19 protein-coding genes and 1 pseudogene are annotated in these 21,238 nt (G+C 73.1%); 13 read left to right on the top strand and 7 right to left on the bottom strand.

The window, feature by feature from the left end; translation table 11 throughout:
* Positions 1-386 precede the first annotated feature (386 nt).
* Both ACSMXO_RS40115 and ACSMXO_RS40110 read left to right on the top strand, forming a co-directional pair.
* Positions 387-1,301, top strand: a complete 915-nt coding sequence (locus ACSMXO_RS40115) for an NADP-dependent oxidoreductase (RefSeq protein WP_346257122.1) — start codon at positions 387-389, stop codon at positions 1,299-1,301.
* Between the two features lie 131 nt (positions 1,302-1,432).
* Complete coding sequence (locus ACSMXO_RS40110) at positions 1,433-1,984, top strand: hypothetical protein (protein WP_455415936.1); 552 nt, start codon at positions 1,433-1,435, stop codon at positions 1,982-1,984.
* Positions 1,985-2,020: 36 nt separating this feature from the next.
* Here the strand turns inward: ACSMXO_RS40110 and ACSMXO_RS40105 are convergent, their stop codons facing one another.
* Positions 2,021-3,046, bottom strand: coding sequence for an NADPH:quinone reductase (locus ACSMXO_RS40105; protein WP_455419419.1), 1,026 nt, complete (start codon positions 3,044-3,046; stop codon positions 2,021-2,023).
* A 514-nt stretch (positions 3,047-3,560) separates the two neighbouring features.
* Between ACSMXO_RS40105 and ACSMXO_RS40100 the strand changes: the two genes are divergently transcribed.
* A complete protein-coding gene (locus ACSMXO_RS40100) occupies positions 3,561-5,291 on the top strand; it encodes an acyltransferase family protein (RefSeq protein ID WP_455415935.1) in 1,731 nt (576 codons plus the stop codon).
* Positions 5,292-5,328: 37 nt separating this feature from the next.
* Here ACSMXO_RS40100 and ACSMXO_RS40095 read toward each other — a convergent pair whose 3' ends face one another.
* Positions 5,329-6,156 carry an FkbM family methyltransferase gene (locus tag ACSMXO_RS40095; RefSeq protein WP_455415934.1) on the bottom strand — a complete coding sequence of 276 codons (828 nt, stop codon included), beginning with the start codon at positions 6,154-6,156 and terminating at the stop codon, positions 5,329-5,331.
* Positions 6,157-6,625: 469 nt separating this feature from the next.
* Here ACSMXO_RS40095 and ACSMXO_RS40090 point away from each other — a divergent pair, with 469 nt between their 5' ends.
* Positions 6,626-7,597 (top strand): quinone oxidoreductase family protein, encoded by a 972-nt coding sequence (locus ACSMXO_RS40090; protein WP_455415933.1) that lies wholly within the window; start codon positions 6,626-6,628, stop codon positions 7,595-7,597.
* Positions 7,598-8,086: 489 nt separating this feature from the next.
* On the opposite strand, the gene ACSMXO_RS40085 is transcribed toward ACSMXO_RS40090, so the two are convergent.
* Complete coding sequence (locus ACSMXO_RS40085; RefSeq protein ID WP_346257329.1) at positions 8,087-8,458, bottom strand: Mth938-like domain-containing protein; 372 nt, start codon at positions 8,456-8,458, stop codon at positions 8,087-8,089.
* Positions 8,435-9,091: pseudogene (locus ACSMXO_RS40080) on the bottom strand (HAD family hydrolase); the annotation flags it as partial. The pseudogene ACSMXO_RS40080 and the gene ACSMXO_RS40085, both read right to left, overlap by 24 nt.
* A 313-nt stretch (positions 9,092-9,404) precedes the next feature.
* Here ACSMXO_RS40080 and ACSMXO_RS40075 point away from each other — a divergent pair.
* Positions 9,405-10,367: a DUF5995 family protein gene (locus ACSMXO_RS40075; protein WP_455415932.1), complete on the top strand. Its 963-nt coding sequence runs from the start codon at positions 9,405-9,407 to the stop codon at positions 10,365-10,367.
* 14 nt (positions 10,368-10,381) lie between these two features.
* On the opposite strand, the gene ku is transcribed toward ACSMXO_RS40075, so the two are convergent.
* Complete coding sequence (gene ku, locus ACSMXO_RS40070) at positions 10,382-11,404, bottom strand: non-homologous end joining protein Ku (protein ID WP_455415931.1); 1,023 nt, start codon at positions 11,402-11,404, stop codon at positions 10,382-10,384.
* Positions 11,405-11,572: 168 nt separating this feature from the next.
* On the opposite strand from ku, the gene ligD (ACSMXO_RS40065) reads away from it, so the two are divergent.
* The 5 genes from ligD (ACSMXO_RS40065) to ACSMXO_RS40045 all read left to right on the top strand — a co-directional run bounded on the left by ligD (ACSMXO_RS40065) (position 11,573) and on the right by ACSMXO_RS40045 (position 14,973).
* Positions 11,573-12,526: a non-homologous end-joining DNA ligase gene (gene ligD / locus ACSMXO_RS40065; RefSeq protein WP_346257129.1), complete on the top strand. Its 954-nt coding sequence runs from the start codon at positions 11,573-11,575 to the stop codon at positions 12,524-12,526.
* Complete coding sequence (gene ligD / locus ACSMXO_RS40060; protein WP_455415930.1) at positions 12,516-13,433, top strand: non-homologous end-joining DNA ligase; 918 nt, start codon at positions 12,516-12,518, stop codon at positions 13,431-13,433. Before ligD (ACSMXO_RS40065) ends, ligD (ACSMXO_RS40060) begins: the two co-directional genes overlap by 11 nt.
* A 70-nt stretch (positions 13,434-13,503) precedes the next feature.
* Positions 13,504-13,806, top strand: coding sequence for a hypothetical protein (locus ACSMXO_RS40055; protein WP_455415929.1), 303 nt, complete (start codon positions 13,504-13,506; stop codon positions 13,804-13,806).
* Positions 13,807-13,835: 29 nt separating this feature from the next.
* Positions 13,836-14,591, top strand: coding sequence for a WXG100 family type VII secretion target (locus tag ACSMXO_RS40050; protein WP_455415928.1), 756 nt, complete (start codon positions 13,836-13,838; stop codon positions 14,589-14,591).
* Between the two features lie 13 nt (positions 14,592-14,604).
* Positions 14,605-14,973, top strand: a complete 369-nt coding sequence (locus ACSMXO_RS40045) for a hypothetical protein (protein WP_455415927.1) — start codon at positions 14,605-14,607, stop codon at positions 14,971-14,973.
* A 14-nt stretch (positions 14,974-14,987) separates the two neighbouring features.
* Here ACSMXO_RS40045 and ACSMXO_RS40040 read toward each other — a convergent pair whose 3' ends face one another.
* Positions 14,988-16,667 carry a DNA repair helicase XPB gene (locus ACSMXO_RS40040; protein ID WP_455415926.1) on the bottom strand — a complete coding sequence of 560 codons (1,680 nt, stop codon included), beginning with the start codon at positions 16,665-16,667 and terminating at the stop codon, positions 14,988-14,990.
* Between the two features lie 150 nt (positions 16,668-16,817).
* On the opposite strand from ACSMXO_RS40040, the gene ACSMXO_RS40035 reads away from it, so the two are divergent.
* Both ACSMXO_RS40035 and ACSMXO_RS40030 read left to right on the top strand, forming a co-directional pair.
* Positions 16,818-17,699 (top strand): L,D-transpeptidase family protein, encoded by an 882-nt coding sequence (locus ACSMXO_RS40035; protein ID WP_455415925.1) that lies wholly within the window; start codon positions 16,818-16,820, stop codon positions 17,697-17,699.
* 88 nt (positions 17,700-17,787) lie between these two features.
* Positions 17,788-18,042, top strand: a complete 255-nt coding sequence (locus ACSMXO_RS40030) for a hypothetical protein (RefSeq protein WP_455415924.1) — start codon at positions 17,788-17,790, stop codon at positions 18,040-18,042.
* A gap of 15 nt (positions 18,043-18,057) precedes the next feature.
* On the opposite strand, the gene ACSMXO_RS40025 is transcribed toward ACSMXO_RS40030, so the two are convergent.
* Complete coding sequence (locus ACSMXO_RS40025; protein ID WP_455415923.1) at positions 18,058-20,517, bottom strand: helicase-associated domain-containing protein; 2,460 nt, start codon at positions 20,515-20,517, stop codon at positions 18,058-18,060.
* A gap of 128 nt (positions 20,518-20,645) precedes the next feature.
* On the opposite strand from ACSMXO_RS40025, the gene ACSMXO_RS40020 reads away from it, so the two are divergent.
* Entirely contained in the window at positions 20,646-21,230 is a 585-nt protein-coding gene (locus ACSMXO_RS40020) for an HAD family hydrolase (RefSeq protein WP_455419418.1), read from the top strand.
* The last annotated feature ends 8 nt before the right edge of the window (positions 21,231-21,238 follow it).

Raw genomic sequence — 21,238 nt, 5'->3', positions numbered from 1 at the left:
TCCTGGAGCCAACACAGGTAGGTCAACTCGTCCGCGTCCGGTGGCGGTGGCGGCCGCAATCCGGGCACTACCTCCCGACGCGGTCCCGTCACGCCAGCGCGACGCGGTTGGGGATCCATGGCAGGGCGCGGCATCCGCCGACTATCCCGCGCCCTGCCACCCGCCTCCACCCCCGTCCCTGCCCCTGTGGACAACCGATGGGTGCCGCTGGATCGTGTGCTGTTGGTACCCCCAGAGGGGCAGTACCAGCACACGATCCAGCGACACCCGGGGCCACCTGCCGGTCCGGTCCCTGTCCCGCCGCCGGCCGGTCGGGTCGCGATCCGACCCGTTGCCAACTCGATGTCGTGCCGGGAAGGATGTTGGCCACGCGGAAGGGGCGAGCGATGCGAGCGGTGGCGGTGACGGCACTGGGCGGTCCCGGTGTGCTGGGGGTGGTCGCGCGGCCGGACCCGGTCGCCGGCCCCGGCGAGATCCTCGTCCGGGTACGCGCCGCGGCGGTGCACCCCGCCGACGTCGCCGCCAGGGCCGGTCAGATCCCCGGCGGCCCGATCGAGCCGCCGTTCCTGCTCGGCTGGGACTTCGCCGGTGACGTGGTGGCCCTCGGGGACGGGGTCACCGACTACCGGTCCGGCAGCCGGGTCGCCGGAATGGTGCCGTGGTACCTCACCCGGGGCGGCGTCGGGGCGTACGCCGAGTTCGTGGTGGCCCGGCCAGACTGGCTGGTCGGCGTACCGGACGAGCTGGACGCGGCGGAGGCGGCCACCGTGGCACTGAACGCGCTGACCGCCCGGCAGGGGCTGGAGATGATGTCGCTGGCCTCCGGGTCGACGGTGCTGGTCACCGGCGCCAGCGGCGGGGTCGGCGGCTTCGCCGCCCAGTTGGCGGCCCGGGCCGGTCACCGGGTGATCGCGGTGGCCAGCTCCGACGACGAGGAGTGGGTACGCGGCCTCGGCGTCGCCGAGGTGGTGCCCCGCTCCGCCGAGCTGGCCGAGCTCGGCCCGGTCCCGGCGGTCTTCGACGCGGTACCGGTCGGGGCGGCGGCCGGCGCCGCGGTCGCCGACGGCGGCACGCTGGTGACGACCCGACCGGTACCGCCGCTCGATCCGCCGCGCGGGGTACGGCAGCAGACAGTCATGGTCCGGCTCGACCAGCCGATGCTGGCCGAGTTGATGACCGAGGTGGCCAAGGGACGGCTGCGGACCCGGGTCGCGGCCTCGCTGCCGCTGGCGGAGGCGGCCGACGCCCACCGGTTGGTGGAGGCGGGGCGGCTGCGCGGAAAGATCGTCCTCGTGCCGTAGCGGCGCACGGGCCTGCCCCGCCTACCCGCACGCCGAGCCGGCCGGTGCCGCACGCCAGGACCGAGCGGTCACGGTGCCGGGGTGACGCTGCCGGTGTGCACGGAGCCCGGTTCGGGCGCCCGCCGATTCGGATGTCACCGGACGACCCGCCGGAGCGGCAGGAGGAGAACGGCACCGTCTCGGAGAACGTCGCCATCTACAAGGGCAGCGCGATCCGGGTGAGCTGGGACGGCGGGCGCAACTGGCGGCAGTCGGTGCTGCCCGAGGACGTCGAGGCGGGTGGCAACGCGGGGGCCGCCGTACTGGCGATCGGCGACCGGGTCGCGTACGCGGTCGGCCAGGTCGACGGCGAGCTGCGGGTCTACCGCAGCGTCGACCAGGGGCGGAGCTGGCGGCGTACGGCCGCGCGGGCCCAGGTCGGCGATCGGATGATCGATGCCGCGGTCCGGCCCGACGGTGCGCTGGTGATCCAGGCCGGAATCCTGGCCGGCGAGAACCCGATCATGTTCGAGGGACTCGACCAGGGTGAGCGGCTGCGGGAGATCCCGGTCGGCCCGGGTGCCTCGGCGGTACCCGTTCCCGGCGGCTACGCCCAGTCCGGCAACCAGGACTCCTCCGGCGGATGGCTCTCCCCGGACGGCATCACCTGGTCGTACGCCGGCCCGCCCACGATCCACCGCTGACCCCGCCCGGCACGGGCCGACCCGGACCGGTGGTGGTCAGGACTCGCTGGTCAGCACCAGTACCTTGCCGACCGCCGAGTTCTGCACGGCAGCGTGCGCCTGGGCCACCTCGTCCAGCGGGTAGTAGTGCAGCGGCAGGCCCGCGTCGGTGCCGATCCGGAGCACCCCGGACGACGCGGCGGCGGCGACGTCCGTCACGGCGTGCGCCTTGGCCACCGCCGACAGGGTGTAGAGCAGCACGAACTGCCAGCGGACGTTCGGCACCATCAGCGGGCGGACCGGCAGGGTGAGCGCGGCGCCGTCGTCGTCGGCGTACACCGCGACCGCGCCGTTCGCACCGATCACCTGGCAGTCGATCTCGGCGTTGCAGGCGGCGGCGACCTCGACGATCGCGTCCACCCCGTCCGGCGTGATCTTCCGGACCTCGGCCACCACGTCCTCTTCACGGTAGTTGATCACGTACGACGCGCCGGCCGCGACCGCGAGCTGGGCCTTCTCGGCGCTGCTGACCGTGGCGATGACGGTGGCGTCGGCCCACCGGGCGAGCTGGATGGCGGCGTTGCCGACCGCGCCCGCCCCGCCCTGGACCAGGACGGTGCGCCCGGTGAGCGCGCCGACGTCGAGGCGGTCCGGCATCGTCTCGCCGACCGTCAGGCAGCGGTGCGCGGTCATGAACGGAATGCCGAGGGCCCCGCCGAGGTCGAACGAGGCCGAGCCCAGCCGCACCACCTGCCGGACCGGCACCACCGTGTACTCCGCCGCGGTCCCCCACGGCCGCTGCCAGGCCGCCTCCCAGATCCAGACCCGCTCACCGGTGAGCTTCGCGTCGACACCGGTACCGACCGACTCGATGACCCCCGCGCCGTCCTGGTTCGGAATCTGCCAGCCGCCCCGAGGCGGCGCGCCGGAACCGTCGCCCTGCCGCGACTTCCAGTCGGTGGGATTCACCCCCGAGACGGCGACCCGGACCAGCACCTCACCCGGACCCGGCTCCGGCACCGGCCGGTCCACCACCTCGAGCACGGACGGATCGCCGGTGCGCTGGTAGACCGCCGCCTTCATAGTCGACTTCTCCGGTGCTGCCACGCTCGATCACCTCTCGTCTCGATCCGCGGGCCGCCCGCTCGCCCCGATCCGCCGGCCGGACCCGTACGCGTTACGACCGATCACCATCTTGCTGCCCGAACGGGTGGATCGCCGGAGTTTCGTCGCCGGGCCCGGGTGTGCGGCGTCACAGACTGGGCCGGGCGGCCGCATCTCGTGCCGCCGTCGCCACGGGGCTGACCGGTGGTCGACCTCCGGCGTCTGGCGGGCGGTCGGCCGGGTCAGGCCGGGAAGCGACGGGGAACACGCCGCGAATGCCCGGTCAGGGATCGTTCAGGTTTGTCGGGTAGGACTGTTGGGCAAGGGTCCGTCTGTCGCGGGCGCCGGCCTGCCGGGCGGTTCGGCTGGAGCTGGTGGCCGGGCGGGCGGCGTTGGCGGGGAGTCGCCGGAGGCGTTCCGGGTCGCCCGTTCCGACGACGTACGAGTCGCCCGGGACCGTCGGGCGCGGCCGACCGGAGACGTGGAGACGCCGATGGGAACCTCAGCCGAGCCTGCGGTGCCGGCTGCGGTCGTACCGGCAGCTGGGCCGGCGGACGGCTCGTCGGGTGCTCGGGCCGGCGGCTCGTCGGGCGGTCGGGACCGGTACCTGGACCTGTGGCGGGCGGCCGCGCTGGTCCGGGTGGTGACGTACCACGTACTCGGCTGGATCTGGCTGACCGTGCTGTTCCCGGCGATGGGGCTGATGTTCGCGCTCGCCGGCTCGCTGATGGCCGGCTCGCTGGACCGTACCGGCCGGGGCGCGGTCGGGCGGCGGCTGCGCCGGTTGCTGCCCCCGCTGTGGGGGTTCGGGGCGGTGGCGGTCACGCTGCTGCTGGTCACCGGCTGGCGTACGGCACCGACCGCGGCACTCGGCTGGGGCGAGCTGGTCTGGTGGGTCTTCCCCGCCCGTACCCCGCCGGTCGGCGACCAGTCGTGGGCCTGGGCCTACAACGTCGTGCTCTGGTACATCGTCACCTATCTGTGGCTGGTGCTGCTCTCGCCGGCCCTGCTCGCCGCGTTCCGCCGCTGGCCCTGGCACAGCCTGGCGCTGGCGGTGGCCCTGCCGATCGCGTTCCGGTTCAACATCGTCAACGTCGGCGGGTACTTCAACGAGCAGGCGACCAACGTCAGCACGTACCTGGCCTGCTGGCTGCTTGGTTTCGCGCACCACGACGGGCTGCTGCGCCGGATCCCCGCCCGGCGGTACGCGCTCGCCGTCGGGCTGCTCGCGCTCACCGGGGCCGGTTGGGTGCTGGCGGTCGGCTGGTCGACCGGCAACTACGACCTGAACCGGATCGCCGGCGGCAACACCCTGTGGTCGATGGCGTTCGTCGCGGCGGTGCTCCGGTTCCGGCCCCGACTCGACTGGCTGGGCCGGATCCGCCTGCTGGACCGCCTCGTGGAGCTGTTGAACGCCCGGGCGGTCACCGTCTATCTGTGGCACCTGCCGCTGGGGGTGCTGGCCGGGGCGCTGATCGCCCCGCTGGCCGTCTCCGGCTGGGTGCAGACCGTCACCCTCCGGCTGGCCGCCGTCTGGCTGCTGGTGGCCGTGGCGGTGGTGCTGTTCGGCTGGATCGAGGATCTGGCCGCCCGCCGCCGGCCGGCGCTGGTCCCGGCCCGGGTCAGCCCGTCCCGGCGCGGGACCGCCCGTACCGGGCCGTCGGGACCGACGGTGTCGCCCGGGGTGGCGGCGCGGCGCTGGCACCGGGCGATGGCCTCGACCGTCGCGGTGCTGGCCGTCAGCCTGGGGGTGATGGCGCTCAACCTGTGGCCCGGGGTGACGACACGCAGCCAGGCCCAGCCCTCCCCGGCCGAGGTCACCTACTACCTCTCCGACCTGCCGATGCTGCTGGACGGGAGTTCGGAGCGGCCCTCGCCGACCCCGGCCGCCGGATCGTCCCCCGGTTCCGTCACCGTGCACGGCCAGGTCTATCCGCGCGCGGTGCTCACCGCGGCGCCCAGCCGGGTCCGGGTGCAGCCGCCCGCCGGCTGCGAACGGCTCCGGGCCGTGATCGACGTCGGCGCCGACGATGTCGAGGTCGCCTTCGCGGTACGCGCGGACGACGTGACCGTCTTCGAGTCGGGCGTACGTAGCCGGGCGGACAGTGCCGAGCAGATCGACGTGGCGATCGCCCGCGCCAGCTTCGTCGACCTGGTGACCAGCAGTCCGTCCGGTGGCGCGGTCGGTGTCTGGGCCGATCCCCAGTTCGTCTGCGTCCCGTAGCCGTCGGTGCCCGCCGGGTCGGCGACGCCCGCCGGGGTCAGCGCGACCGGAGCACCACGTCCTTGCTGAGGTCGCCCCAGCCGGTCTCCCGGGCCCGGGCGACGGTGTCGCGCAACTGCGACTCGTCCACCGGCTGCTCCCGGCCGCCCTGTTGCAGGGCGACCGCGAAGTTGGCGCAGAGGTATTTCAGCAGGTCGTCGTCGGCGTGCAGGATCTCGCAGATGCCGGCGGCCCGGCGGCGGTGGAAGAGCCCGGCCATCCCCGCCAGGGCGGCCTGCTCGTGGCCCTCGACGTCGATCTTGAACAGCAGCGAGTCGTCGTCGCCGAGCGCGATCCGCTCGTCGAGCCGGAAGCACTCCACCTCGACGCCCCGGTCGTTGTGCACCCGTAGGGATGCGACGCCGGTGTGCTCGTGCAGATTGAGCCGGGCGGTACCGGACCGGTCGCTGGCGGCACCCGCGTGCAGCACGGTGCCCGGGTAGTCGCCGGTGGCCGCCGCGATCGTCTTGCGCAGCCAGGGGAGTACGGCCGGGTTCGGTTCGACGAGATGCAGTTCGCGCAGGCCGTAGTAGCAGGTCGAGAAGGCCACCTCGCCGTAGTTGGCGCCGACGTCGATCGCCACGGTGGGCCGGATCTCGGAGACCAGGCGCCGCCAGGCTGCCACCGCCTTCCGGTCGAGGTTTCCCTTGTAGACGGCGAGTTCGGTGCCCCTGATGTCGGTGTGGTCGGCGTGCAGTACGACGCCGATCTCGTTGCGGAACGCCCCTGCCCGGGTACGGAGGGCGATCCGGTGGGCGGCCCGACGGACGTGGTGGGCACCGGACTGGTGGTAGGCGCGGCGCAGCGTCGATCGAAAAGTTGGCATACCGTTGACCGTTCTCGCTGATCGTTGGGGGTTGTCACGCGTCCGGTGGGCCGCCGGCTCCAGCGACCTCCTCCAGTAGGGCCTGCTCCTCGGGCATGGTACGCAGACAATCACCTAGAGCAACAGTGCTGATACTCAACGGAGTAATATGCGGAACCATCTCGCGTTTTCCCTGGTAGTGCCCAGGACGCGGGACACTCCCGGCGCACCCGGTCGTACGCCGCACAAACCCCGTTGTCAGGCGCTGTTCCGTCGGGCCCGTGAATCTGCCCGGGGGTCCCCGCCGGGCGCGGCTGCCGGCCGGAGCCGTCCCACCCCACCGACCGATCCGGTCGGAAAGCCGACACCGGTCCGCCCGGCGCCCGGGCGGCGGACAGCCGGGCCGGACGCGCCGACGACTCGCCAGAGCCTCCCGCCCGATCGCGGCGATCCGGGGGTGCCGGGGCGGCGTACGGGAGACGATGGCCGCATGCGGGCAGTGCTGATGCGGCGACACGGCGGACCGGAGGTCCTGGAGATCGTGGACGCCCCGACGCCGCAGCTCGGCGCCGGTCAGCTCCTCGTCGACGTCGCCGCCGTCGGGGTCAACTTCACCGACGTCTACCAGCGGCAGGGCGTCCAGCCGTACGCGGGCGACCTGCCGGCGGTGCCGGGGCAGGAGGGCGCCGGCACGGTCGCGGCGCTCGGGCCCGGGGTCGAGGGTTTCGCGATGGGCGACCGGGTGGCCTGGGTGAGCGTGCCCGGCGGGTACGCCGAGCAGGTCGCGATCCCGGCCGAGCGGGCGGTGCCGGTACCCGAGCACGTCGACTTCCCGGTCGCGGCGGCGGCGATGATGCAGGGGCTCACCGCGCACTACCTGTCGCACACCACCCATCCGGTGACGGCCGGCGAGCCGGTCGTGGTGCACTCGGCGGCCGGTGGGGTCGGGCTGCTGCTCACCCAGCTCGTCAAGCTGCGCGGTGGCGTCGTCGTGGGCACCACCTCGACGGACGAGAAGGCCGAACTGGCCCGTCAGGCGGGCGCGGACCACGTCGCCCGGTACGACACGTTCCTGGACACCGTCCGCGAGGTGACCGGCGGTGCCGGTGCGGCGGTGGTCTACGACGGGGTCGGCCGGACCACCTTCGACGACAGCCTGGCCGCGCTGCGCCGCCGTGGCCTGCTGGTCGCGTACGGCGCCAGCAGCGGGCCGGTACCGCCGTTGCAGACCGAGCGGCTGGCCGCCGGAGGCTCGCTCTATCTGACCCGGCCAACCCTGCCGCAGCACATCGAGAGCCGCGCCGAGTTGCTCGGTCGGGCCGCCGACCTGTTCGGCTGGATTGACGCGGGGCGGCTGTCGATCCGGATCGGCGCGACGTACCCGCTCACTGACGCGCCCCGGGCACATGCCGACCTGGAAGGCCGGCGTACCAGCGGCAAGTCGCTGCTGCTGCCCGGTTGAGTCCGGTGACCGGCGGCCGGCTGGCGCTGTCGCAGGGCCGGCCCGGGGCTGGCCAGAGGAGTCCGGTGGAGAGACTGTAGAGCTGGGTGCACAGCCGGGGCACCTGATCGCCGTGGATTCGGTGTCGCGGGCTGGGCGCACAAGCGGGGCAGCTCGACAGGCTCGCGAACAGGTACTGGTATCGGCCGGCGGACGTGGCCGTTCGGGAGAGATCGACGCCCGTCCCGACCTGCGGCACGTACGCCACCAGATCGGGGTGCTGGCGCCGGTCGCGCACTCGTTCCTGATTCCCGACAACCACCTCGGCCGGGGAGAGCCCGGCGTTCGCCGGGCTGCCGCCGTTCCGGGTCGGCGTGGCCGCCGGTCTGCGCCGGCTGCCGAGCTGGAAGCGCACCGCCGACCTCGTGTTCGCCGCGGCTGGAGGGCCGGGGATAGCGCTGCGCAGCCGGAGTGACTCAGCAGGTGGAGTGACTCAGCAGGTGGAGTGACTCAGCAGGTGGAGTGGAAGAGGCCGCCCGTCGGCTCCCGGGCGGCGAGGCTGTTGTAGAGCTCGACGGCCTCGTCGGTCCGGGCCACGTGCACCTCGGCCGCCCGTTCATGGAGGAACCGCAGCGTCGCCGGGTCGACCCGGAGCCGCCCGTCGAAGCCCTCGGCGAGCACCACCCGGGTCGCCCCGTTGTCGAGCAGTTCCTCGACGTCCGCCGGCTGGATCCCGGGCTCGTGCCGGGTGCCGGTCTCGGTCCAGTCCCAGGGCCGGCCGCCACCGGGATAGAGCTTGAAGTCCTTGCCCTCGCCGAGCCCGTCGACCACCATCCGGCCCCAGGAGATCTCCTGGATCCGCGGCGACCGGGCCGGCGGCACCGTCTCCTCGGTGAGGTCGGTGACGTGCCGCAGGACCACTGCGGCGAGCTGTTCGGCGTCCGGGTCGAGCGGGTACGACCCGTGCGGGATCGCCACCACCCGCATCCCGGCGGCGGCCGCCGAGCGTACCCCGTTGCTGGAGTCCTCGATCGCGACGCAGCGGTCGGCCGGCACGCCGAGGCGCTGCGCGACCGCGAGGTAGGCGTCCGGGGCCGGCTTGCCCCGGGCCACCTCCTCGGTGGAGAGCGTCGCCCGGAACTGGTCGGTCAGCCCCATGGCGTCCAGCGCCACGTCGATCAGCCGGCGCGGGGACGAGCTGGCCAGTCCGAGCGGCCAGTGCCGGGCGATCCGGCGGACCACCTCGGGCGCGCCGTCGATCACCGGCAGGTGGCTCTGGTATTCCTGGGCCATCTTGTCGACCACGTCGGTCGCGATCTGCTCGGCACTGCCGGGTACGCCGAGTTCGCCGAGGTAGCGGGCCCATTCGCCGGTGCTCATCCCCATCAGCCGGCGCTGGGTGTCGGGCTGCCACCGGCCGCCGGAGGCGTCGACGTGCCGTCGGCGGACCCGCTCCCAGACCGGTTCCGAGTCCACCAGTACGCCGTCCAGGTCGAAGACCACCGCATCCACCACGCCTCCATCCTGCCCCAGTCGCGCGCCGCCGGCCGTACGCGCGGCGCGGCCATCCCGGGTCCAGCCTAAGCGGATTATCTTCAGATAAGGGGCTAATACCCCCTGGCAGGTGTTGACAGTCGCGTATGCCACCGGATAGGTCCGGCGAGCCGTCCTTGAAACTATTCATGCCCGAACACCATGCGCGGCACGCTGGCCTGCGCCGGCCGGATCGGCCGCCAGGGTAGCGGCTGGTCCGGCTCTTTTCGCTGGTCGAGTCGGGTATCGGACCAAGGTTCCTGACTGGTCACTCAGATTCGGAATGATGTCGACATTGACGTCGATCATCATCTGGGGGGCGGACATGGGACGGTGGACGGCGACGCGGACTCTGCTGGCGACCGCGCTGGGCGTGACCGGAGTGCTGCCGCCCGCCCCACCGGCCGGCGCCGCGCCGTCGCCGTACCGACCGGACGGGGCGGTGGTCCGGGCCGCCGTCCCGGACACCTGCCCGGACGGCGGGGCCGGATGCGTGGACGACACGATCGCGCGGCTGCGGGAGCGGTTCGCCGCGCTCGGCCGGTCCTGCGACCACCACGCCACCTTCACGCTCGCCTACCTGCGGACCACCCAGGGCTTCAAGTGGGGGCGGGACCAGGACGGATACTTCGCCGACAACGCCTGGGTCAACCGGGAGGGCGCGCTCTTCGCCGAGTACTACTACCGGGCGTACGACGACTGGGCCGCCGGGCGGCGCTCCACCGTACCGGGAGCCTGGCTGGCCGCCCTGGACGCGGCCCGGTCCCGCCGGCTCAGCGGGGCCGGTGACCTGATGCTCGGGATGAACGCGCACATCAACCGGGACCTGCCGTACGTGCTCGAACGGGTCGGGCTGACCGCGCCGGACGGCAGCAGCCGCAAACCCGACCACGACAAGGTGAACGAGATCCTCGCCGCCGTGATCGACCCGCTGCTCGCCGAACTGATCGCCCGGCTCGACCGGGAGGGCTTCGACACCGGCATCCCGACCAGCGCCGCCCTCGGGCTGCTGGTCAGTTGGCGGGAGCAGGCGTGGCGCAACGCCGTACGACTGGCGGGCGCCCGTACCCCCTTCGCCCGGACCCTTGTCGAACTCGACATCGAGTCCAGCGCGGTGGCGATCGCCACCGGACTCGCCACGCTGACCAGCTACGTCCCACCGTTCACCGGGCCGGAGCCCCGGGCCGCCCACTGCGCCGAGCGGAACGGCACTCCGCCGCCGGTGGCGTACCCGTTCGGCCTGCCGCCGGCGTACTGACAGCGGCGGAGCGGTCAGGCGGTCTTGCGGGGAGCCTTCTTCGGGGCGGCCTTCTTCGCCGCGGCCTTCTTGGCCGTACCCGACTTGGTCGCCGCCTTCTTCGCCCCGGCCGCCTTCTTCGCCCCGGTGGACTTCTCCGCCGTCTTCTTGGCCGCCTTCTTCGCGGCCGGGGTGGCCTTCTTCGCCGCGGCCGCCTTCGCGGACTTGGCGGCCGAGATCGGGGTGGGCTGCCCGGCGCCGGCCCCGGCCGGCTCCTCGCCCCGGGCGGCCCGGGCCCGGTCCACCGAGGCGCGCAGCGCCGCCATCAGGTCGACCGCCGCCGCCGGCGCCTCCTCGACCTCCTCCGGCTGCACCACCTCCCGGCCCTCGACCTTGGCGTCGATCACCTCCTGAAGGGCGGCTCGGTAGTCGTCGGTGAAGATGTCCGGCTCGAACTCGCCGGCCATCGAGTCGATCAGCGAACTCGCCATCGCCAGTTCCGGCGGGCGCACCTTGATGTCCTCGTCCAGGAAGCCGAAGTCGGGGCGGCGGATCTCGTCCGGCCAGAGCATGGTGTTGAGCAGCAGTACGCCCTCCCGGACCCGCAGGGTGGCGAGCTGTTCCCGCTGCCGCAGCGCCACCTTCACGATGGCCACCCGCTCCGAGTCGGTCAGCGCGTCCCGGAGCAGCACGTACGGCTTGGCGGCCGCACCGTCCGGCTCCAGGAAGTACGCCTTGTTGTAGAGGATCGGGTCGACCTGCTCGGCCGGGACGAACTCCAGCACGTCGATCGCGTGCGAGGTGCTCAGCGGCAGCTCGGCGAAGTCTTCGTCGGTGAGGATGACCATCTCGCCGCCGCCGATGTCGTACCCCTTGGCGATGTCGTCGTAGCTGACCTCCTCGCCGTCGATCGAGCAGACCCGCTTGTAGCGGATCCGGCCCCCGTCGGTGCGGTGCACCTGGTGGAACCGGATGTCTTTCTCCTCGGTCGCCGAGTAGACCCGTACCCCGATGGAGACCAGCCCGAACGAGACGGCTCCGCGCCAGATAGCCCGCATGATCTGAGTACCTTCCCCTCTCCGGGCGGATATTCACCCCGTCGAGTGAAAAGTGCCCCCCGAGCAGCCGGTACCCCCGCCATGCCGGTGCGGACGACCGGTTCGATCCAGGATCGCACCGGATCGAACCGGACGCGAGTGTTTCGGCGCGGACCTAGAGTGAGGATCGTGCCCGGCACCCCGGTCAAGCCGATGCTCGCGGTCACCGGGGAGCTGCCCGCAGGCCCCGGCTGGGTGCATGAGTTCAAGTGGGACGGGGTACGGGCGATCTCCGACTTCGCCGGTGGCGAGCTGCGGCTCTACGCCCGATCCGGCGTGCAGATCACCGCCGCCTATCCGGAGCTTGCCGCGCTCCGCGCCCAGCTCGCCGAGCGGGGGCTGGCCGACGTGGTGCTGGACGGCGAGGTGGTGGTGCTGACCGAGCAGGGGCAGCCGTCGTTCACCGCGCTGGCCGAGCGGATGCACGTCCGGGAGCCGGCCCGGGCCGCCCGGCTGGCGGCGAGCCTGCCGGTGACGTACATGATCTTCGACCTGTTGCGGCGGGACGGGACGGACCTGACCGGGTGGCCGTACCGGCGTCGCCGGGAGGCGCTGGAGGCGCTCGGCCTGGCCGGGCCGCGCTGGGCGGTACCGCCGGTTTTCCCGGACGGCCGGGCGACCTACCAGGCGGCCGGCGAGCACGGGCTGGAGGGCGTGGTGTCGAAACGGGTCGACGGGGTCTACCGGGCCGGGGTCCGGTCGCCGGACTGGGTGAAGGTGAAACTGGAGATCACCGACGACTTCGTGGTCGGCGGCTGGCGGCCCGGCGTACGCCGGATCGGCGGGCTGCTGGTCGGGGTGCCGGCGCCGGACGGCGGGCTGGTCTACCGGGGCCGGGTCGGCGGCGGGATCGGCGCGGCGATCGAGCGGGAACTGCTGGCCGTGCTGGAGCCGCTGCGCACCGGCGTCTCGCCGTTCGTGACCCCGGTGCCCCGGGAGGATGCCCGGGGCGCGATCTGGGTAACTCCGCAGATCGTGGTGGAGGTGAAGTACGGCCAGCGCACGCCGGACGGCCGGCTGCGGTTTCCCCGGATCCGCCGGCTGCGCACCGACAAGACTGTGGCGGACGTCGATGGCGCGTGAACAGCGGGTACGGGTCGAGGTCGAGGGCCGGAGCCTTGAGCTGTCCAACCTGGACAAGGTGCTCTATCCGGCGTCCGGGTTCACCAAGGGTGAGGTGATCGCCTACTACACCCGGGTCTCCGAGGCGCTGCTGCCGCACCTGCGCAACCGGCCACTGACCCGGATCCGCTACCCGAACGGGGTCGACGGCGCGTTCTTCTTCGAGAAGAACGCCCCGGCCAGCACCCCGGACTGGGTACGCCTGGAGCGGCTGCCGTCGCCCGGCTCGTCCAAGGACCGGGAGGAGTTGGACTACGTCGTCTGCGACGACCTGCCGACACTGGTCTGGCTGGCCAACCTCGCCGCACTGGAGCTGCACACCCCACAGTGGAAGGTCGACGCCGACCCGGACCTGATGGTGATGGACCTCGACCCGGGTGCCCCGGCGGGGCTGGCCGAGTGCTGCGGCGTCGCCCTGCTGATCCGGGAGCGGCTGGCCGCCGACGGCGTCGAGAGCTACCCGAAGACCTCCGGCCGCAAGGGCATGCAACTGCTCTGCCCGATCTCGGGCCGGCAGTCCGCCGACACCGTCTCCGGGTACGCCCGGCGGGTCGCCGACGAGCTGGCCCGGGAGGCGCCGAAGTCGATCACGGCGCAGATGGCGAAGCGACTCCGCCCCGGCAAGGTCTTCATCGACTGGAGCCAGAACAACGCGGCGAAGACGACCGTGGCGCCGTACTCGCTGCGGGCCCAGCCGGTGCCGTCCGCCTCCACCCCGCTGCACTGGGCCGAGGTCGAGGCCGCCGCCGAGGGCGAGCCGGGCGCCGTCCGCCAGTTTCCCGCCGCCGAGGTGCTGGACCGGATCGAGGAGTACGGCGACCTGCTGATCGAGCTGCTCGACGGCGGCCCGGAGCTGCCGATGAGGTGAAGCCGATCTGAAGCCGGTGCCTGGCACCCTCGACGCGACTGTGTGCCGCACAACCGTACGGGGGGGAAACGTGCCGTCCTTCAAGGCCGATCCGGCGGTCATCCGCGAGTTCGGCGCCGCGCTCACCGACCTGGTCAACGACTCGGTGGGCGCACAGCAGTACAACGACAAATGGCTGGAGATCAGCGGCTCGTCCGGACCGCTGTTCCAGACGGTGTTCGACGCCGTCACCAGGATCAAGAACCAGTTGTACCTCTCCTACGCCCAGCTCGAGAACGTCCTGCGACTCTCCGCCGAGGAGGTCGAGCGGGTCGCGCACTTCTACGAGACCACGGACGCGGCGGCGGCCGAACAGCTCGACCGGACCTACTGAGCGTCGGCGGGGAGAAAGGACAACTTGGCATGGCCGATCCGCTGGACGAACTGATCGATCCTAAGGTCGAGGACCCGATCCCGGACAGCCTGGAGAACTACCTCGGCGTTTCCCAGTACATCAGCCCGTCGTACTGGCTGGGCGAGGCGATGAACCTCGTCATCGGCACCAACCCGTTCCAGTGGGCCGCCGAGCAGTTCACCGGCGACTGGCAGGCGGTGCAGACGGCCGGCAAGGCCGTGCAGACCTTGGCCGCCTTCAACGAGGCGTGCGCGAGCGCCCTCAACTCCGCGGTCGCCGTCGTCGGCTACGGCTGGGAGGGCAACGCCCGCGACGCCGCCGACGAGTACTTCAGCGGCGTCGGGCAGGTGCTCAGGGACCAGATCAGCGTTCTCGTCCAGCTCGGTTGGCAGTTGGACGTGACGGCGTTCAGCGTCTACGAGACGGCCGGCGCCCTGAAGGGTCTGTTGGAAGGGCTCGTGGATCTGCTGATCGCGATCGGCATCGAGATGGCCGCGACGGCGGCATCGGCGCCCACCGTCATCGGCCCGATCCTCGGCGGGGCCAGCATCGCGTTCACCGCCAGTCAGGCCGTGGCGAAGTGGAATCAGATTCTGAGCTTGCACAGCACCATCTGGAACGCCGTGCAGGCGTTCAGTGGGGTGGTCGCCGGCCTGCTCGGCCAGGTGAGCGACACCAGCCTGCCGCACCTGCCGTCCAGGGAGTACGACCATCCCGCGGTGCGACCGCCGGCCGAACCGCCCGTCTCCCACCACCGCGAGTGAGCCGGAGCCGCAGATGAGACCACCGAAGGACGACGAACCGCTGCTCGACGTCGCCGGGGGCGACCCGGCGCTCTCCCACCGGCTACGCGACTCGCTGAAGATTCTCAGCGAACGGACCGACGACCCGGAGTTCCGCCGGCTGGTGGCCGACGTGCTGGCCGGCCGGCGCGGACTGCGCGACACAGCGACCTCGCCGGTCTTCGCCTCGGCGCTCAACCCCCGGGTCGAGCAGTTCGCGCGGCGCTGGGCGGAGACCTCCGAGGAGGAGAAGGCCGAGCTGGCCGCAGAGGGCGAGCGGGAACTCGCCGCGCTGCGGGAGCGGTTGGCGCGGGAGCGCCGCGACCGGGAACGGTGGTGGCGCGACCACCCCGACGGGTACTGAGCCTCCCGCCCCGCTCAGTCGACGCTGGGCAGCGGCGGGCCGAGTACGTCGTCGGCGTCGACGATCGTGTACGCGTACCCCTGCTCGGCGAGGAAGCGCTGCCGGTGCGCGGCGTACTCGGTGTCGATGGTGTCCCGGGAGACCACCGTGTAGAAGTGCGCCTGCCGGCGGTCCGCCTTCGGCCGGAGTACCCGGCCGAGCCGCTGCGCCTCCTCCTGCCGCGACCCGAAGGTGCCGGAGACCTGGATCGCCACCGCCGCCTCCGGCAGGTCGATGGAGAAGTTGCCGACCTTGGAGATGACCAGGGTGGAGATCTCGCCGGCCCGGAACGCGTCGAAGAGCCGCTCCCGCTCCTTGTTGGTGGTCGAGCCCTGCACGATCGGCGCGTCCAGCGCCTCGCCCAGCTCGTGGAGCTGGTCGATGTAGCCGCCGATCACCAGCACCTGGTCGGAGGAGTGCCGGTCGACCAGGGCCTTCACCACCGGGAGCTTGGTCCGGGCGGTCGCCGCCACCCGGTAGCGCTCCTCCGGCTCGGCGACCGCGTACGTCATCCGTTCGGCGTCGGTCAGCGTGACGCGTACCTCGGTGCAGTCCGCCGGGGCGATCCAGCCCTGCGCCTCGATGTCCTTCCACGGCGCGTCGTACCGCTTCGGGCCGATCAGCGAGAAGACGTCGCCCTCCCGGCCGTCCTCGCGGACCAGGGTGGCGGTCAGGCCGAGCCGGCGCCGGGCCTGGAGGTCGGCGGTGAACCGGAAGATCGGCGCCGGCAGCAGGTGCACCTCGTCGTAGATCACCAGCCCCCAGTCCCGGGCGCCGAACAGGTCCAGGTGGGTGAAGGCGCCGCCGCGCCGTGCGGTCAGCACCTGGTACGTCGCGATGGTGACCGGACGGATCTCCTTGCGCTCGCCGGAGTATTCCCCGATCTCCTCCTCGGTCAGCGAGGTGCGGGCGATCAGCTCCCGCTTCCACTGCCGGCCGGCGACGGTGTTGGTGACCAGGATCAGCGTGGTCGCCTTCGCCTCGGCCATCGCGGCGGCCCCGACCAGGGTCTTGCCGGCCCCGCAGGGCAGCACCACCACGCCCGACCCACCGGCCCAGAAGGTCTGCACCGCCTCCCGCTGGTACGACCGCAGCTCCCAGGCAGGCCGCCCGTCGGTGCCCTCGGTGGCCAGCTCGATCGGGTGCGCCTCGCCGTCCACGTAGCCGGCCAGGTCCTCGGCCGGCCAGCCGAGCTTGAGTAGCGCCTGCTTGAGCCGGCCCCGCTCGGACGGGTGCACCACCATGGTGTCGTCGTCCACCTTCGCGCCGAGCATGCCGGCGAGCTTCTTGCTCTTGGCGACCTCGATCAGCACCATCCGGTCCACCGCCCGCAGCACCAGGCCGTGCGTGGGATGCGCGACGAGTTGCAGCCGGCCGTACCGGTCCATCGTCTCGGCGACGTCGACCAGCAGCGCGTGCGGCACCGGATAGCGGGAGAACCGCAGCAGCGCGTCGACCACGCCCTCGGCGTCGTGCCCGGCCGCCCGGGCGTTCCACAGGCCCAGCGGGGTCAGCCGGTAGGTGTGCACGTGCTCCGGCGAGCGCTCCAGCTCGGCGAAGGGCGCGATCGCCATCCGGCAGGCCAGCGCGTCCGGGTGGTCGACCTCCAGCAGCAGGGTCTTGTCCGACTGCACGATCAGTGGTCCGCCGCTCACGCTGCACGCCCTTCCGTTCCAGGTCGGGCGTCCCACGCGCCGACCCTCCAGTCTTGCACGATGGATAACGAACCGGAAAAATTCTTCACCTGGCGCAACCGAAGCGGTACTCCCGTGCGTCTAGCTGTCGACGGCTTCTGGGGAGGGCAGATGGTACTGGCGCGTCTCGGCACCGGTCTGATCACTCTAGTGGCAGTCGCCCTGTTCGGCGCCGGTGCGTGCGCGTTTGATCCGCAGTCGGACCAGTCGGGAGCCGCCGGGGGGCTCACGCCGGTCGGGGCGGAGGACGCAACGGGGGCGAGCGCGCCGCCCGCGCCGGATCAGGGAGCAGCCACCCCCAGCCCGCGTACCACCCGGGGCAAGCCCGCGCCGACGACGTCGCCGCGCACGAAGACGCCGACGAAGAAGCCGGCCCGCAGCGGTTCGCCGAAGCCGCCGGCCGGCTGCCCGCAGGGGGAGCGGCAGCGCGAGGTCGAGGGCTATCTGGCCCGGCTGGGCGGGTTCGGCGAGGTCACCGTCGACGGCCGGCAGTCGGCCGCCGACTGCGCCGCGATCAAGAAGTTCCAGCGCCGCTACGACATCCGGCCGGCCGAGGGCCGGGCCGGCCCGACCACCGCCGACGTGGCCCGGCGACTGGCCCGCACCGACACCGGCAGGTGCAAGACCGGCAGCGGTACGACCTTCTGCGTCGACCTGACCCTGCAGACCGTCTGGGCGATGCGCGGCGGCAAGGTGGTGATGCCGCCCACCGTCACCCGCACCGGCATGTCCGGGTACGCCACGCCGGCCGGCACCTACAGCATCAACTTCCGGAACACCAAGGAGTGGTCGGACCCGTACGAGGTGTGGCTGCCGTACTGGCAGCGCTTCGTCGGCGGGATCGGTTTCCACGAGACGACGACGTACCTGCACAACAAGGCGATCGGCTCACACGGCTGCGTCAACCTGCTGCCGGGTGACGCCCGCCGGATGTGGCAACTCGGCAAGGTGGGGACCCGGGTGCACGTGATCGGTCGCCGGCCGGGCACCTGACGCGACTTCGGCCGGTGAACCTGTCATAACCGCCGGCCAGGTGCGAGTCTGGACTCTCGGGCAGACCGCGGTGGTGGGAGGTTCGCAGATGACGGTCGACGGCGAGGTGAGGTCCGAGACAGACCCCCCGACCGCCCCTCCACCCGTCCCGGCGCCCGTCTCCCGGGCCACCGTGCTGGCGTACGCCACCGTGGCGGTGCTGCTGGCCAGTTGGGTGCTCTTCGGCTGGCTGGTGCAGCAGCAGGGCTTCGTCGACTCGCTCGGCGAGGGGCTCGGCGCCGCCTTCACCCTGCTGCTCATCGTCTCCGTGGTCGGCTCGGTCCGGCAGCACCGCCGCGACTGAGTCACGCCGGACGGGTCACTCGTCCAGCACCGCCGCCGTGATCCGGTGCAGCGCGAAGGTGTGCAGCATCTCGGTCCGCTCGTCCTCGGCGCGCAGGTAGCCGGCGCCGATGGAGACCGGCCGGACCAGCCGGGACGCGGTGGCGCCGTGCGCGTCGACGTACCCCACCCAGACCAGCGCCTTGTCCCGGACCGCCTGCTGGAGTACGGCCAGCGCCTGGGTGTGCGCGTGCGCGGTCGGCATCCCCGGACCCGCCCCGCCCGGCTGCCCTGCGCCTCGGACCGTGCTCGGCGCCCGCCGCGCTGCCCGGGCCGCGGCGTCACCCCGGCGGATCTGCTCCACGATGCCGAGCAGCCGGGGCGGGCTCAGTCTCGGCGTCGCCAGTGGATCGGCGACCCGGTTGGCGACCGAGCCTCGGGCCGGCGCCCGGCGTACCTTCGGCCGGGTCAGCACCGTCGCACCGGTGGCGTCCTCGGAGACCGGCGCGTACCCGGCCTCGCGCAGCGCGGCGAGCAGCCGCCCCACCAGGTGCGGGGTGGTGAGTACGGTCGGCGCCAGCCGGCGCAGCGACATCGGGGCGAGCCGGCGGTCGGCGAGTACCTCGGTCAGCAGCGCCTCGTCGTCACTGCGCAGGTACGCCCCGGCCGAGCCGACCCGGAGCCCGCCGTGCTTGCGGGCCACGTCGTCGATCAGGTACGTCAGCCCCTGCGGTACCGGCGTCCGGGACCGGCGCGTGAAGAGCGCGTGCAGGTCCTCGGCCGCGTACCCGGCGTCCAGCGCCCGGCGCACGCTCGCCCCGGTGACCCGGTACACGCTGGCCCCGCCGGCCGACTCGTGCTCGGCCACCGTCGCCAGTTCGGCCGCGACGGTCGGCTCCGGCGGCCCCGGCACCACCACGGTCAGGTCGGCCTGCACCAGGAAGTGGTCGACCGGCGCCGGCAGCAGCGCGTCCAGGGCCCGGACCGCGGCGGAGCCGCCCCCGGCCGCACCGTCCGCGTCCGGCCGTACGCCGAGCGGATCGTCGCCGGGCTCGCCGGGCCGGGTCTCCCCGGCGGTCCACTGGGCCAGCAGCAGCCGGCCGTACGTGGTGAGCGCGCCGAGCCCGGTGACGCCGAGCAGTGCCGCCTCGGCCAGTACCTCCCGCTGCCCGGCCTCCCGGCCCAGGCTGCGCCGGGGTGAGCGCCAGGCGAGCAGGTCGACCACCTCGTCGACGCTCGGCGCCGCCCCGGGTTCCAGGTCACCGAGGACGTCCAGGACGGCCCGACGCACCGCCGGTACCCCGGCCCGCTCCGCCTCGGCGGAGAGTACGGTGATCGGCCGGTCCCGGTCGTCGCGCTGGCCGACCAGCCCCACCTGGCGGGTCATGGTGAGCCAGGCCCGGGCCAGGTGCTCCCAGCGGTGTGCCAGCGAGCCGTCCCGCCAGCCCTCGTAGCCGGCGGCCGGCAGCATCTGCTGGTCCGCGCCGTTGCGGGTGGTGGCACCGGGCAGGTCCAACTCGCCGAGCAGGCCCGCCGCGTACGCCACCTCCAGCAGCAGTGCGGCGGTCGACTCGTCCAGCCCGGTGGCCCGGGTCAGCCGGCGCAGGTCGCGTACCCCGAGCCCACCGGAGCGGAGCACCGGGGCGGGTTCGGCGGCGAGCTGTTCGAGCAGCGCCTCGGCGTGCCGTACCGCCTCCATCGCCTGGCCGGCCCCGGCGGAGTCGGCGGCCTTCGGCTCCCGGGCCGTCCCGGCCACCGTCGGCGGGGTGGGACGGAGCGGGCCGAGCGGGCCGGACTCGCGGCGCAGCAGCAGGCCGATCTCCCGGGGCAGTTCGACGGCGGTCGGCTTGCCGGCCAGGCCGCTGGGCTCGGTGATCGGCACCAGCAGGCGGTTGTCGACCAGCCAGGAGACCGGGGCGGCGGCGCCCTCGCCGGGCGGGGCGGCGGCCGGCAGCGTGCCCACCGGGGGCCCGGCGGCGAGCCGGTCCAGGATCGCCCGGGCCGGCGGCGGCGCGGCCAGTAGGGTCCGGCGCAACCGGGCCGGGTCCGCGACCAGCGCCGCCGTCTCCGGGTCCAGCTCCGCCGCCGGCCGGCCGAGCCCCGCCGGGTACGGCGAGCAGACCTCGTCCACGCCCGGCACGATCCGCAGGGACTCCTCCGGCCCGTACAGCAGGAAGAGCGCCCGGAGCCGGTCGACCGCCGACCGGATCGCGGCCCGGTCCACCCGGCGGCCGGTCCCGGCGACCAGAGTGAGGATCGTCTCCGTGGCGGTCTCGCCATGATCTGGGTCACGGGTGAGCCGGGCCGCGTCCAGGATCCGCAGGGTGAACTCGTCGAGCCCGTCCAGGGCCCGGGCCACCGACACCCGGGACTGGGCGCGGACCGCCAGGGCGGACAGATCGGTCGGTACCGGCACGACGAGGTCCGGACGCAGCCGGAACAGGGCGGCCAGCGCCTCGTCGGGCAGCGCCCGCAGGTGGTCGGCGAGTGTGGTCATCGTCTTTCCACGCTATCCGGCCAGGCGCCCGTCGTGCGCGCCGGACGCCGAGCGGAGCCGAGGGTGGTTTCCGCCGAGCGTGCGATCATGGCGGCGTGACTGCCGCAGCGGTCGGGTTCGACCTCGACATGACCCTGATCGACACCCGGCCCGGGATCGCCGCCGCCTACCGGGCGCTGACCGCCGCCACCGGGGTGTACGTCGACGCCGACGCCGCGGTCTCCCGGCTCGGCCCGCTGCTCCGCACCGAACTGCGGAACTGGTTTCCGGCGGAGCGGCTGGAGGAGGCCGTCGAGCTCTACCGGTCGCTCTATGCGGAGTACGCGATCACGATGTCCCGGCCGCTGCCCGGCGCGGTCGAGGCGCTGGCCGAGGTACGGGCGGTGGGCCTGCGGGTGGTGGTGGTCACCGGCAAGTACGGCCCGCTGGCCCGGCTGCACCTGGAACACCTCGGCATGCAGGTCGACGAGTTGGTCGGCGAGCTCTTCGCGGCGGAGAAGGCGACCGCGCTGACCACGCACGGCGCGGAACTCTATGTCGGTGACCACGTCGCCGACATGCTCGCGGCGCGGACCGCCGGCATCCCCGGACTCGGTGTCACCACCGGCTCGCACGACGGCGACGAGCTGCGGGCGGCCGGCGCCGACCTGGTGCTCGCGGACCTTACCGGATTCCCGCAGGCGCTCCGGCGGTTGATGCGGCTAGCCTTGTGAGGACAGAA

It is taken from the genome of Plantactinospora sp. DSM 117369 (assembly GCF_053764795.1).
This window is presented reverse-complemented; position numbering and strand designations above follow the sequence as displayed.